This is a genomic window from Streptomyces zaehneri, from assembly GCF_032248645.1.
Taxonomy (GTDB): domain Bacteria; phylum Actinomycetota; class Actinomycetes; order Streptomycetales; family Streptomycetaceae; genus Streptomyces; species Streptomyces coriariae.
This window is the reverse complement of the sequence record NZ_JASTTJ010000054.1, coordinates 1-12908: the sequence shown is the minus strand read 5'-3', so window position 1 is coordinate 12908 and position 12908 is coordinate 1. Positions and strand designations below refer to the sequence as shown.

General features: G+C 69.8%; 13 protein-coding genes and 1 tRNA gene. 11 read left to right on the top strand and 3 right to left on the bottom strand.

What is annotated here, in order from left to right:
• Positions 1–580: 580 nt before the first annotated feature.
• The 3 genes from QQM72_RS40450 (at position 581) to QQM72_RS40440 (ending at position 3140) form a co-directional block, all read left to right on the top strand.
• Positions 581–1495 (top strand): transposase family protein, encoded by a 915-nt coding sequence (locus QQM72_RS40450; protein ID WP_314225803.1) that lies wholly within the window; start codon positions 581–583, stop codon positions 1493–1495.
• A 518-nt stretch (positions 1496–2013) separates the two neighbouring features.
• On the top strand, positions 2014–2916 hold the full coding sequence (locus tag QQM72_RS40445; RefSeq protein WP_314225802.1) for a Mu transposase C-terminal domain-containing protein: 903 nt from the start codon (positions 2014–2016) through the stop codon (positions 2914–2916).
• Positions 2823–3140: a hypothetical protein gene (locus tag QQM72_RS40440; RefSeq protein ID WP_314225801.1), complete on the top strand. Its 318-nt coding sequence runs from the start codon at positions 2823–2825 to the stop codon at positions 3138–3140. The genes QQM72_RS40445 and QQM72_RS40440 overlap by 94 nt, the downstream gene beginning before the upstream one ends.
• Before the next feature lie 275 nt (positions 3141–3415).
• On the opposite strand, the gene QQM72_RS40435 is transcribed toward QQM72_RS40440, so the two are convergent.
• Complete coding sequence (locus QQM72_RS40435) at positions 3416–3802, bottom strand: hypothetical protein (RefSeq protein WP_314225800.1); 387 nt, start codon at positions 3800–3802, stop codon at positions 3416–3418.
• 94 nt (positions 3803–3896) lie between these two features.
• Here QQM72_RS40435 and QQM72_RS40430 point away from each other — a divergent pair, with 94 nt between their 5' ends.
• The 7 genes from QQM72_RS40430 to QQM72_RS40400 all read left to right on the top strand — a co-directional run bounded on the left by QQM72_RS40430 (position 3897) and on the right by QQM72_RS40400 (position 10287).
• Complete coding sequence (locus QQM72_RS40430; RefSeq protein WP_314225799.1) at positions 3897–4106, top strand: helix-turn-helix transcriptional regulator; 210 nt, start codon at positions 3897–3899, stop codon at positions 4104–4106.
• A gap of 200 nt (positions 4107–4306) precedes the next feature.
• Positions 4307–5182: a DUF6083 domain-containing protein gene (locus QQM72_RS40425; RefSeq protein ID WP_314225798.1), complete on the top strand. Its 876-nt coding sequence runs from the start codon at positions 4307–4309 to the stop codon at positions 5180–5182.
• Positions 5179–5661 carry a hypothetical protein gene (locus QQM72_RS40420; protein WP_314225804.1) on the top strand — a complete coding sequence of 161 codons (483 nt, stop codon included), beginning with the start codon at positions 5179–5181 and terminating at the stop codon, positions 5659–5661. Before QQM72_RS40425 ends, QQM72_RS40420 begins: the two co-directional genes overlap by 4 nt.
• Positions 5658–7127, top strand: coding sequence for a UvrD-helicase domain-containing protein (locus tag QQM72_RS40415; protein ID WP_314225797.1), 1470 nt, complete (start codon positions 5658–5660; stop codon positions 7125–7127). Before QQM72_RS40420 ends, QQM72_RS40415 begins: the two co-directional genes overlap by 4 nt.
• Before the next feature lie 746 nt (positions 7128–7873).
• On the top strand, positions 7874–8161 hold the full coding sequence (locus QQM72_RS40410) for a helix-turn-helix domain-containing protein (RefSeq protein WP_314225796.1): 288 nt from the start codon (positions 7874–7876) through the stop codon (positions 8159–8161).
• On the top strand, positions 8158–9711 hold the full coding sequence (locus QQM72_RS40405) for a helix-turn-helix transcriptional regulator (RefSeq protein ID WP_314225795.1): 1554 nt from the start codon (positions 8158–8160) through the stop codon (positions 9709–9711). Before QQM72_RS40410 ends, QQM72_RS40405 begins: the two co-directional genes overlap by 4 nt.
• Entirely contained in the window at positions 9712–10287 is a 576-nt protein-coding gene (locus tag QQM72_RS40400; RefSeq protein WP_314225794.1) for a transcriptional regulator, read from the top strand.
• Between the two features lie 66 nt (positions 10288–10353).
• Here the strand turns inward: QQM72_RS40400 and QQM72_RS40395 are convergent, their stop codons facing one another.
• A complete protein-coding gene (locus QQM72_RS40395) occupies positions 10354–11118 on the bottom strand; it encodes a hypothetical protein (RefSeq protein ID WP_314225793.1) in 765 nt (254 codons plus the stop codon).
• Between the two features lie 210 nt (positions 11119–11328).
• Here QQM72_RS40395 and QQM72_RS40390 point away from each other — a divergent pair.
• A tRNA-Met gene (locus QQM72_RS40390) sits at positions 11329–11402 on the top strand.
• A 56-nt stretch (positions 11403–11458) separates the two neighbouring features.
• Here the strand turns inward: QQM72_RS40390 and QQM72_RS40385 are convergent.
• The gene (locus QQM72_RS40385; RefSeq protein ID WP_314225792.1) at positions 11459–12496 is read right to left on the bottom strand and encodes a TniQ family protein; all 1038 of its coding nucleotides are present in this window, start codon (positions 12494–12496) and stop codon (positions 11459–11461) included.
• Positions 12497–12908: the final 412 nt, after the last annotated feature.

Below are 12908 nucleotides of genomic sequence, written 5' to 3'. Positions count from 1 at the left end.
ATACATCCGCACCGCACGGGCACGCAACTCAAGCGAGTATTTCCGGGGTGCAGCCATGGTCAAAGGTCCTCTCATGAGTCCCATCTGACCGGCTGTCAGCTTCCTCCGCATCTCGGGGGAACCTCACATCGGCCGTAGGTGGTCAAGCTGTCTGTTTCGCCGGTTCTTGGGCGGCTGGCCAGATCGCCTCAAACGCTGTTTCGAGTTTGTGACCTGATGGGCAGCCTGGTGGCGAACCAAATCATTCGCCACCGGGTCGCCGGAAAGGGGATATATCAATGACTGAGTCGGATATGGGAGCAGGGCGCAAATCCCTGAGCAAGAATCTATTCATCGCCGGCAGCATTCTTGTTCTCGCAGGAATTGCATTCTCTATCTTCCTTGTGGTGCGCGGTATGGCAGGCGGGTGGGTGCTCATGGGACTGCTTGTCGCCGTATGGCTGGTGGGAGCCTATTCCCGCAGGGCAGTGACTTCGACCTACCAATAGAGTCCCCGCCTGACGACCTTGTGCACGGTTGGCCGTGGCCCGGCGCCCGGTAGTTCGTTGAACTGGGCATGATGGGGGTTGGGGCGCGTGAGTTGATCATTGCGGAGTACCGGGTCACAGGGCTGTCGCCGCAGGTGATCGGTGAACTCATCGCAGAAGCGGGGCCTTTGTGGCACGAACGGCATCAAGCACGCCTGACGGCTCGGCCGCGGCGACGGGCTGTAGGAGCCGGGGCGAAGCACAAGTTCGTCTTCGTCGACCGGCGGCTGGCCACGCTGGTGAGTCTGCGCCACGGGACCACTCATGACGTGCTGGCCTGCTGGTTCGGTGTGGACCGCTCCACCATCACCCGTGCCATCGGCGACGGTGCAGCCCCGCTGCTGGCGCAACGGGGCTGCACCGTCGCCCCGGACGTCCGGCTGCGCACCCTCGCCGAGGTCATCGAGTACCTGGGGGCCGGTGGCCAGACCGGGATCACCGACGGCACGGAGATCCGCGTTCGACGCCCGGTCTCAGGTCGCAAGGACCGGGACAAGTTCGTCCCTGGCAAGACCAAGCAGAACGCTGCGAAGACCATGGTCCTCACCGACGCCGAGGGGCACGTGCTGTTCTGCGGCCCGGTCCGGCCGGGCAGTTGCCCCGACATCACCCAGGCCCGACAACTCGGACTGGCCCAGCTCCTGGCCGACGGCCCGTTCATGGAGATCCTCGCGGACGCCGGCCACCAGGGCATGGGCGCACGGACCGGCGGCCGCGTGATGACACCACCGCATCGCAAGTTCAAGAAGAACGCTCCCGCCTGGTACGAGGAACGGCACGAGCTCCAGCGCAAGGCGCACTCCTCACGGCGCATCCACGTCGAGCACGGCATCGCCCGCCTCAAGAACTGGCGGGCTCTCGCCCGTCACCACGGCCGCAGCGAGCACATGAGCGACATCGTCCAGGCAGTCGCCGGATTGCTTTCGCACCAGCAGACCGCCACCCGGCCCAGCGGCTCTCGGGTGTGAACCGGGTGGCGGATCCGCGTCCTTCGACGTGACACGGCCAACCGTGCACGAGGTCGTTAGCGCTTGATCTGTGGGTGGGCCAGTCAGCCAGTGCCGTCGTCGAGCGCTGGTTGCCGCGCACGGCGAGCAGAGGGGCGCTCAAGGTGTGCGCGCCGCCCGTAGGAGAACAGAGCCGACGACTGAGAGCTACTTTTCGCTTGGTTCGCCGTTCGCAACGGCACCGCCAAGGGGCGAATAGTCGCCAAGACTTCTTATCGGCTCGCGTCTGGGGGATTGCGGTCGGAAGGATGCTGATGTCACCCGCGGGAGGCGGGCTGTCTCTCTCGAAGTGTCGGTTCCCCGCGGCGAAGCCCCCGAAGGCAAAGGGCAGCGCATAGGTCCGAGAATCGACATTACTGGCGCTGGGCGGAGTCGTGGCCGCAAGGCGGTTGGCGCGGAATGGTCAATTCCCCTGGTGGCGTGTTCTGTCCGCACTAGACACCCCGGGCCATCCCTCCCGCGCGTCGGTGCTGGCAGCCTTGCGCGCCGCAGTGGTGCGGGAGGAGCCCTACGGCCCGGCCGGGGGAGTGCCGGAGCAGGTGAGGGTGGACCGGGGCAAGGACTTCCTGTCGGCCGCCGTCACCACCGCGCTCGGCGCGATGGGCGTGACGGTCAATGACCTGCCCGCCTACAGCCCGCATCTGAAGGGCACGGTGGAGAGCCTCAACCGGGCTGCGGACCGGATGCTGTTCGCCGCCCTGCCCGGCTACACCGCCGGGCCCACTGGGCCCCGCTCGCAGCGGCGCGGTCGTACTGCGGGGGCGGTGTCCGCCCTGTCGTTCCAGGACTTCACCGCGGAGGTCCTGGCGTGGACGAACTGGTGGAACACCGCGCACCACCCGAAAGCCCTGTCGGGCCGTACGCCTCTGGAGGCGTGGCAGGCCGATCCGACCCCTGTCACCGACATCCCCGCCGCCGACCTGTGGGCCTTCACCCTCGAGGACGACGGCCGGCCCAGGAAGCTGACCAGCCACGGCGTGAGCTGGCACGGCCGCACCTACACCGCCGCGTGGATGACCGGCCAGGCCGGCCGCCAGGTCCGCGTGCGCTACATGCCGCACCACGACCACGAGATCGAGGTCTGCGACGCCCGAGGCCGCCACCTCGGCCCGGCGCACCTCGCGGACGCGGCCACTCCCGAGCAGTTGCAGGCGCTGCGCGAGGCACGTGCGGAGCGCGCCCGGCGCCTGCGCGCCGCCGTGAAGGCCGCCGAACGCCTGCGCCGCCATGCCCGCAGACCTTCTGGACCCACGGACACATCGCCGTTCTCTCCGGCGCCGCGGTCGCCATGTTCCTCACCCTGCTGTGCGGGAACGGCGGACTCGGCGAGGACCGCGCTCTGTGGTTCAGCCCCAGGGAGGCGGAGAGCCGCTTCGCGCTGAGCGAGGACACCCGCAGTAAAGGGCTGCGGGAGCTGGCGCACCCAGGGCTCGTCACCACCAAGCGCCGCCCGGTGAACGAGACCGACTTCCAGGCGGAAGCGCTCTACATGCGCAACGTGCACTTCCTGCGGTTGGAGCGCCTCGCCGAGCCCGCAGCCGTCACTCCGCGGCGGCGCGTGGTCAGGGTCCCCAAACAGCGCGGCACCTCGGCGGACACTCCTTGATTTCCAGGGCACTGCTGTGGGCTGGAGCTGCCCGAGGAGGACGCCGGTCTGCCGCTCCGGCCCGAGTGTGATTCCGGGGTTCATAGTCGGTGTGGCAAGGGCGGCTTGAGCTGGGGTGTTGGGGGTTTTCTGAGAAGCGGCAGGGTGCGTTCTGGGTACTGGGTGGGGTGATGACGGGGCTTCTGGCCTGGGGTTATTCGTGGTTGGTTGATAACGGTGGCGTGGTGTTGGTGATGGTCCCCGGTGTCTAAAGGTCTGGTGCGTGTTTGCGCTGGTCAGCGGCTTGGTGCCGGGTTGGCGCCGGTCCAGTACAGGGCGGTGTCGATGTCGCGTGCGGTCCAGCCGTCGGCTCGTGCTGCGCCGTGTTGGAGGAGGTCGTCGAGGAGGTGGAGGTAGCGGCCGTAGCGTCCCGGTGTGGGGGTGAGGGTGAGGCCGAGGGTGTCGAGGGCGTGTTGGACGCGGCGGTCGTAGACGGCCATCCGCTGTGGTGCTGCTGCGGTGAGGATGGCTGAGGCGAGGGCGTCGCCGGTGCGGAAGCCGGGCAGTTCCCAGATGATGCCGCGCCCTGCGTGGGCGGCCTCGCTGCGCGGGAGAGTGGTGTCGCGGACGGCGGTGACGGCCCGCTCGGTGACGGCTCGTACCTGGGTGTCCGGCAGGGACATCAGCGCCGACAGCGGGCGTCCGGCGGGCCCACCTGCACCGATAGTGCAGAAATTCGCACTGACAGGGCAGGTGTCTGCACCGTCGGATGGTGGGGTGACGATCTTGCCGCCCGACCCGGACCGCGACGCCCTGCGTGTGACGCTGGCGCGGCTGAGGGACGCGCGCGGGTGGACCTTCGACGAACTCGCCGGCCGCAGCGGCCTGGCCCGGCGCACGCTGATCGACCTCGAACACGGCCGAGCCGCCGGCACCGTCACCACCTGGCACGCTCTCGCGCACGCCTTCGATGTCCCCATCGAGTAGCTGCTCGGCTCGCTCTGCGACGACCACACCCCACCTGGGCCCAAGGGCGCCTGACTCCGGCCGCGGTCAGGCCTGGCGCGCCGCGCAGATCACCCGAACCGGCGAGCATGCATAGAACGCATACTCGCCGACTCGCATTGTCGTTCGGTAGAGCTGGGCCGCTCGGGGGACTGCCCGCCCGCCAGCCCCGCCCTCGGGGCGTGGCACCTGGCACGGTCCTCGACATGCGCCCCAACTCCACCCCCTGCTGCCACTGGGACGGCAGCCCCCGCACCGCACCGGCGCGCCGTCCGCTGCGGGTGGCCGCCACCAGCCCCAGCCGCCTGCTGCGCGCCGGTCAGAGCGGCCGCTGCCGCCGTTGCGGCAACCGCATCGACCTCTACCCGCGTGCCGACGGGCGGCCCATCGCCCTGCATCCCGCCGAACTGGCCACCACCCACGTCCCCGCCACCTGCCACTGGCACCTGAGCTCCGGCATCGCCCACCCGCACGGCGACGGCAGCGCATGGTGCCGCATTCCGCACGCCGTGCTCTGCCCGCAGCGCACGCCCATCTGCCGGATCAGCCCGCCCCTCAAGTCGGTGCGCCGCCAACTCGCCGTACGAACCCGTCATTTGATCGACACGGGTGTCTTCACCACTCCCACGGCTGCCCCCACCAGTGCAGCGCCTGACGGCCCCGACCGCCCGGTCGTACGGATGCTGCTGGGCCACTACCTCGCCGACGGCCCTCTGGAGGCCATCCGTTGCGTAGCCCAGACGAGCCACCGACGCCGCTGCCCCCGTCCCGTCCTGGCCCCGGACGCCCTGCCCGGATCCTGGAGGCTGCTGCCTATCGGCCCCCAATGCGGCCAAGCAGCCCTGCCCGAACAGGCGACGGCCGTCTACGACCTCAGCCAACTGCCCCCTGCCGAACAACGGCGCTGGCGTATCCAGCGCTGCCCCGCGCACGCCACCACCCACGGCGCCGCCGACCTGGCGCTGGCCGGATGGCAGGTCTTCGATCCCCTTCTGCATGCCAAGCACCTGCGTATCGGTCTGCCACACCCACCGGCACACGGCAGCAAAGAGGACTGACGATGCCGCACCACGCCCTGGAAGTCCTCCTGACCCGCCCCCTGGGCCCGGCCGAACTCCGCGACGCAGCCCGCGTGCTGCCGCTCGCGGCCAACCACGACACCACCCGTCTCATGGCCCTCGTACGCGCCAAAACTCCCGGCCGCGCCGCACATCGGCTGCGCCAGCACCTCGCCACTCGGCTCCCCGTGGACGTGATCACCACCCACTATCCGGACGCCGGCGGGCAGGTCCTGCTCAACCTCGCCTTCCCGCCCGCTGTCCACGCCACGATCCGCCGCGCCGCCCAGGAAACGGGGCAGAGCCCGGAACTCTTCGTGAAGCTGGCCCTGCACCGCGCACTGGCCCAGTACGCCAGCGACGAGGCCGACCGGCTCGACCGGGCCGTGCAGCAACTGCTCGCCGGCACCACGGCCGCACACCTTCTGGCAGCCGTCGGCCACGCCCTGACCCGCATCCCTGGAGCAGCCCCCGCATGAACCCGACCGATGAACAGGTCGCCGCGGCCGACGCCTTCCACGCCGGCCAGCACCTTGCCCTGCAGGCCGGCGCGGGCACCGGCAAAACCACCACCCTGGCCCTGCTCGCCCGCACCACCAAACGCCGCGGCCGCTACCTCGCCTACAACCGGGCCATCGCCCAGGACGCACGCACCCGCTTCCCCGACACCGTGCAGTGCAAGACCGCCCATGCCCTGGCCTACGCGGCCGTCGGCCACCGCTACACCTGTCGCCTGAACGCACCCCGCCGTCCGGCCTGGCAGACCGGGCAGGCCCTCGGCATCGCCAAGCCGGTCCGCATCGGCGAACGTGACCTCTCACAAAAGACCCTCTCCAACATCACACTGCGCACCGTGGCCGGCTTCTGCCACACCGCCGACGAGACGATCACCCGTCACCACGTCCCCCGCCTGCGCGGCCTGGAAGAAAAGGACCTGCACACCCAACTCGCCGCCCACATCGTGCCGTTCGCTGAGAAGGCCTGGGTCGACCTGCAGCACCCCGACGACGGGGCCGTGCGCTTCGACCACGACCACTACCTGAAGATCTGGGCCCTCAGCCAGCCGAAGATCGACGCCGACTTCCTGCTGCTGGACGAGGCCCAGGACACCAACCCCGTCGTCGAGCAGATCTTCCTTCACCAGCGCAGCCACGCCCAGTTGGTGATGGTCGGCGACTCCGCCCAGGCCATCTACCAATGGCGCGGTGCCAAAGACGTCATGACCGGCTTCGAGGGCACCCAGCTCGTCCTGTCGCAGTCCTTCCGCTTCGGTCCCCATCTGGCCCAGGAGGCCAACCGCTGGCTGGCCATCGCCGAGGCGCCGATCCGCCTGACCGGCACCCCTGCGGTGCCCACCGAACTCGGGCACCTCGTCCGGCCCGACGCTGTGCTGTGCCGCACCAACGTCGGCGCCATGGCCCACGTCATGGACCTACTGGCCGCCGGACACCGCGTGGGGCTGGCCGGGGGAGGGGACAGCCTGCGCGCCCTCGCCCTGGCCGCCCGCGACCTCAAGGAGGGCCGCCGCACCTCCCACCCCGAACTGGTGCTGTTCCCTTCCTGGGGCGAACTGCAGGACTACGCCGCCCACGACCCGGCCGGACGCGACCTGCAGCCGCTGGTCGACCTCGTCGACACCCACGGCACCGACGCCATCCTGGCCGCCCTCGCCCACCTCACGCCGGAGCAACAGGCCGAGGTGACCGTATCAACAACCCACAAGGCCAAAGGCCGTGAATGGCCCTGCGTGAAGATCGCCGACGACTTCACCCCTCCGAAGGACACCGACAAGCACGACGACACCGGCCGCCCGGTACCCGGACCGATCAGCGACAGCGAAGCACGTCTCGCCTATGTCGCCGTCACTCGCACCCGTCAGTGCCTCGACCTCGGCGGCCTATCCTGGATCCACGAGCACCCCGACGGAAACCCGCCGGCACGCTGAACCGTCCTCGGCAACCCGCGGAGGGTGGGCGGCAGGGCCGTGACGGCTTCTCGTAAGCGGGCGAGGGACGTGCCGACGCCGCCCTCTCCCCCCCCCGGCGACCCGGGCGTGCCGCGCACAGCCTGCCTGGTGCGCACGGGACCGGACGCGGCCGGCGGCGGTGAAGCGCACCGCCACCTCCAGGGCCGGCCCGCCCACGTCGCTCCAGCACTCCTCGGGCATCCAGGCCGCCCGCTGTCCACAGGCGGCCCCGGGCAGGCTCCTGAAGTTGTGAACATCAGCTCGCCGGGCATCGCGCAGGCCGAGGCCGCCGCGCGGTTCCCGGCCGGCCACCAGGCGCAGATGGCATTCCTCCTGGCCGCCTACGCCGGCAACGCCTCTGTGGTCGCTGCGCTCTTGGGCACCCGCGCGCGGACGGTGCACCGTCACTCCCGTGGGTGGCCGCTGCCTCCCGGGCCCCGGCTGCGCCGGGTCCTGCGCCGCTGTGTCCTGGACCTCGTGTGCCCGCGGTGCCTGTCCGATCGGGCGGTTGAAGAGGCGCGCCAGGCGAGGCGGGACGCCCGGCGCGCGTCCCGCCGGATTCCGCGTGAGTAAAGCGGTTCCCATGTGACCTGCCGGCCCGGGCGAGAGACCGCCATAGCGAGGGCCCTCAGCTCACACGTGAGCAGGTGAAGCTTCTATGCATCCCTGATAGCAATTAGCTAATTGCCATGCGAAAGTTGCATCGAATCGGGTAGAATGGGGGTATGGGATTGGCCTTGGAGGAGTCGTTGCGGCTGACGGTGGCCGCGTTGATGCAGGTGACGGGTGACTCGCAGCGGTCGGTCGCGGCAGTGCTGGGGCTGACGCAGACGCAGGTGTCGCGCCGGCAGTCGGGCGCCGTCTCGTGGAGCCTGCGCGACGTCGACGTCCTGGCCGCGCACTACGGCATCGGCGCACTGGACCTGCTGGCGGGCCCGACCAGAGCATGCGAGGCGCTGCCCGCCGACCGGCGCCGTTCCGTCCGGGCCGAGGCGAAGGGGACGAGTCGGTGAGCGACTTCGACGCGATCGATTCGCTGCTCGACGCCGTCGGCCCGGAGGCCGAACTCCCGCCCTGCCAGGTGCGCCGCGAGCTGCGGGAGCGGGCTCGACTGTCCAAGGCGCAGGTGGCCCGTGCGCTCGGGGTGAGCCCGTCCACCCTCAGCGGATGGGAGAGCGGCCGGGACCCGGCCGGCGAGATCCGCACCAAGTACGCGTACCTGCTGGATGGACTGAACGCCAAGCTCGCCACGGAGACCGAGACCTCGGCGGAGCTGACTGAGGAGCAGCCCGCAGCGTCAGGCACTGCTGCAGCGGCTGTCACCTCTGCGTCTTCGCCGGAACTCGGCCAGGACGAGGACGAGGTGGAGCTGCTCGCCGTCCCCGAGCCGTGTGTGCTGTGCGGCCGTCCGGCCAAACAGCGCGTGGCGGGGTTCGTTCAGCATCTGGATCCCTCCGACTGTCAGGCAACCCCGGCAGAAACCCGGAAGTCCTCGCCCACCGCGCCATCTGCCCAGGCCCAAGTGCCGCGTACGGCCCGCCGACCCCGTCCGGCCGGCGGGAAGGGCACTGCCCCGCGCGGGCGGGCGTTCCAGGAGCCTTCCGGGCCGGCCGACTTGATCCACGAAGCGGTGCACGCCGCGCTCGCCGAGCACCAGGGCGATGCCGAAGCCGCGAGCGCCGCGCTATTGAAGCGGGCGATCCCGGACGCGATGCGGCTGCTGGACGAGACCCGCAAGGGCGCCCGCTACGACGTGATCGCCCACCCCTGGATCCCCGATATCCTCAAGAAGCAGACCTCCAAGGGCGCCGACCAGATCTGGGAGGCCCGCCCCAAGTGGACGCGGCCCGAACTGCCGCCCGGGAAGCACGAGGTCACCGCGCTCGACATCAACGGCGCCTATCTGAGCGCTCTCAAGACCCATCTGCCCCTCGGCCAGCTGGAACACTCCACGGGCTTCGCGCACGACCGGCGCCGCGCCGGAGTCCACCTGATCACCCCGCCCGCCTGGGAGCACGACGCGGTGCTGCCCAACCCGATCGGCCAGCGCGACGAACCAGGACCCCTGTGGGTCACCGAACCGACCCTGCGCCTGCTGCTGCGCCTGTCCGGCCCGAAGCACGGCCTGTGTGAGCCGCCCGAGATCCACGAGTCGTACACCTCGGGCGCCACCGAGAACCTCCTGGAGAAGTTCCGGATCGCACTCAAAGACGCCCGCGACACCGCGATCGCAGACGGCGACGGGCTGACGCTGGAGTACGTGAAGGCGATGTACTCCAAATTCGTGTCCACGATGGGGGAGTCGAACTACAACCGGGAGCTCTACCGCCCGGACTGGATGCACATCATCCGCTCCCAGGCCTTCGCCAATCTCTGGATGAAGGCACTCAAGGCACACGACGGGGGACTGCCCGTCGTACGGGCGATGGGCACCGACGAACTCCACGTCATCGGAGACTGGCGCCGTGTCTTCCCCGAAGGCCGCTCGGTTACCGAGGTCAAGGTCAAGGACACATACACCGCAGGAACCGGCACCGACGCCGGCACGGGGCAGGAGCAGTAAATGCCGGAGAAGAACATCGACTTCGGGAAGTTCGGAGCCCGGGGCATCAGAGGCAGCGACGCCGTCGCCCGCCAGCTCGACCGGCTCGCCGCTCACATCGCCACCCCGGTGACCGCCAAGCGCGGCCTGATGGCACGCCTGCACTACCTGACGACGTCGGACAGGGCCTGGCAGGCAGCCAAGGACGCCGGACTGACAGTGAGCGACCGCACGCTGAAGGCATGGCTGCAGGGCACACGCCGTCCGTCGAAGGCCAACCTGGAACGCATCGACGCCGCCTACAAGGCGGTGCGGCGCCGCAACGTCGCCCGCCACCTCACTGCCCGCCTCAACCGCAAGGGCCGCGGCACTCGCGTGGAGATCCACCCCCTCGACCAGTCCGGCGTGGCGCGCCAGCTCCAGCGGGTGGTGGCACACCGGACGATGAATGTGCGCCGCTGGGACAAGATCGTCGGATCCTGGGCGGCTGACGACCACCAAGGCCTGGACGACGCCTGGACCGCCGATGTCCTGCCCGATCTGGGCTCCCAGTGGGGCCAGTACGAGTACGTCGAAAACATCGGCTTCGCCGCGTAGCAGCCGCCCCTCTCGGCTTCAGGGGACGGACGCCGGACGTTCCACCGGGGCGATCGGAGCGGTCAATCACGCGGTGGGCAGGCCCGGAAGCCGGTCGTAGGCGGGATCGCCGGGGAAGGCGATGGACTCGATGTGCTGTGGCGGGATCGCGTTGCGGTAGAGGACGTCGGCGTTGGCGGGGGCGTAGCCGATGGCTTTGCCGACGAAGGTGTGCACCACCGATTTGAAGACGAGGTGCCTGCCGGGACTGGCGAGGTCCACGTAGGCGGTGACCAGTGCGGGCCGGCCCAGGCACCGCAGTCTCTGAGCTATGCCGTCAGGGTCGTCGCAGTGCTGCCAGTAGATCGCCTCGCCGCCCCAGAAGGACAGCAGCCGCCACGCCCCGCCTATGTTGTGGGTGGTGGCCTCGGACGAGAGGGTCAGGCAGACCTGACCCTCTCGACTGCCCATCCTCGGCCTCCCCGGGGCGACCATGCTCTGGGAGCGCAGTGCCTCCCGCTCAGCGTCGGTCAGATAGCCCCGCTCATGGGCCTGGTTCAGGCGGTCGTCAACGAGTGCGGCATCCAGGAGGCGCAGGCCATGGGCACGAATCGCATCGGCCTCGTGGTCGAGCAGCCTGGTGCAGTGCTGCGCCCGCAGAAGGTGGCCGCGGAGCAGGTCGAGGATCTGCGCCTCCCTGTCCTCCAACTCCAAGTCGACGTACAGCTCCGGCTCGTCCAGTTCGGCTTCTTCGGCGGTCTTGTAGATGAGATCTGCCAGCGGCCCGGGCCAAGTGGTGGGGCTGTCCACATCCACGACGGGCCGGGTGGTGGCGGCGTGAGCCGGTGTCATGGTGAGCCAGTATCCCACGGCCGGACCAACAGGCTCCGGACCGGCAAATGGGCCACGAGACCCGGACGATGTGCGGGGCCAGCGCGCCGGACGCCGCAACTACGGCCAGGTCAGGCCGACCTCGAGGGGACAGAAAGATCCGGAACACACGACCCTGGCCCATAATGGTCTCCAGCGCCCGCCGCCCTGACGTACGGTGGTGTTCACCGACGCGGGGTGGAGCAGCTCGGTAGCTCGCTGGGCTCATAACCCAGAGGTCGCAGGTTCAAATCCTGTCCCCGCTACTGCAAGGTGGAGGGCTCACAACCGTACGGTTGTGAGCCCTCCACTCTTATGACGCCTACATGTCGGCAGCCGCCATGCCCAACTGCCAGGGCAGGCACGAGCGTTCGCTCACCGGACCGGTCCGGGACGCGATCCGGCTGTGCCCCGCCCCAAGCAGCAGCCCGCTTCCGCCCGCCGGACCGGACGGCGCGGGCACCCCCCTACGGTGGCGCCCCAGCCACATCAGCAGCGCCTGACGCCCTTCAGCCACGTCCACCCCCCACCCGGCCATCAACTGCTCCACGCCCGCAAGCCATCGGGACCGGTCCGCCGTATCCCGCCGCCCCGCCCGTTCGAAGTCCACCATGGCGTGCGCAAGTTCCGCGGCCTCCGAGTAGATCACCAGTGGGGCCGCCCGCATCTCCCGCGCGTCCAGCCCAGCCGTCCAGGCCCGGCGCACCCAACATACGGTGTCCGGCATCCGCGTCCACCAGTACACCGCCACCTGGAAGGCATCGGCGAACAGCTCCTCGCCGGCCGGCCCCCACCGTTCGGCCAGCTGCTGCCGCACCTGGTGCGCCGTCACCGTCTCGGGCAGCTCGGCCAGCTGCACGAAGTCCGGACCACGGCCGCGGGAGTCGTCCGACCAGTAACCGTGCCGCAGACAGACCTGCCAGCTGTCCGGCGACATCAGCCACACCGTCTGGCCGACACCCAGGGCATCGGCACACAGCGGGCAGTACCTCACGAGGTGCCCCGCCACGGGCTCCCAGCGCCACCACCACTGCGCCGCCTCTTCGCCTGGCAGCAGGTGCTCCGCGCCCAGGCTGGGCAGATCCTGCTGCAGAAGACCAGCCGCACGGTCAGCAAGGACAGCCAGATAGCGCAGCCCCGCCTCGTTCATGTACATCTCGGTGGACTGCGGGTACTTCTCCACCCGCTCGGTGTACGCGGATGCCTCGCCCTGTCCGACGCGGTCGAGGAACGCCGCCAGGCTCAGGCCGTTGGCGTGCGCGAGCCGGTTCACGAACGACCCCGTCGACTCACCCGGCACCGGCCGCACACGCAGCGGCAGCGGCCGGCGAGGCCCGTACAGACCGGGATCGTCCAACACCGCTGCCCTTCCGCCGAAGCCGTCACCACGGGTCACCGTGACCGGCCCGCCAGCAGGCGGTCAAGAGCACCGACACTCGTTCAGGTGAACCCAGGCGAACGCCCAGGCACGGCCTCGCACACTCCTTCCACCCTGTGAACCAGGTGCCTGTGCACACCGTCACCCGGGGGAGGACCATGGCCACGACGACACGCATCCGCCCGGACACGACCGTCCCCGCCCCCGCGACTGCCTCGCGCCTGAAGACCCGCCTGCGCGGAGGCCAGCAAATCGCCGTCGACACCTCCGTGAGGTTCCCCCGAGATGCGGAGGAAGCTGACAGCCGGTCAGATGGGACTCATGAGAGGACCTTTGACCATGGCTGCACCCCGGAAATACTCGCTTGAGTTGCGTGCCCGTGCGGTGCGGATGT

Bases quoted from the DNA above. Each gene is read 5' to 3' on its own strand.
- QQM72_RS40440 (WP_314225801.1), top strand. From the start codon at position 2,823: ATGTTCCTCACCCTGCTGTGCGGGAACGGCGGACTCGGCGAGGACCGC.
- QQM72_RS40435 (WP_314225800.1), bottom strand. From the start codon at position 3,802: ATGTCCCTGCCGGACACCCAGGTACGAGCCGTCACCGAGCGGGCCGTC.
- QQM72_RS40415 (WP_314225797.1), top strand. From the start codon at position 5,658: ATGAACCCGACCGATGAACAGGTCGCCGCGGCCGACGCCTTCCACGCC.
- QQM72_RS40410 (WP_314225796.1), top strand. From the start codon at position 7,874: ATGGGATTGGCCTTGGAGGAGTCGTTGCGGCTGACGGTGGCCGCGTTG.
- QQM72_RS40400 (WP_314225794.1), top strand. From the start codon at position 9,712: ATGCCGGAGAAGAACATCGACTTCGGGAAGTTCGGAGCCCGGGGCATC.
- QQM72_RS40395 (WP_314225793.1), bottom strand. From the start codon at position 11,118: ATGACACCGGCTCACGCCGCCACCACCCGGCCCGTCGTGGATGTGGAC.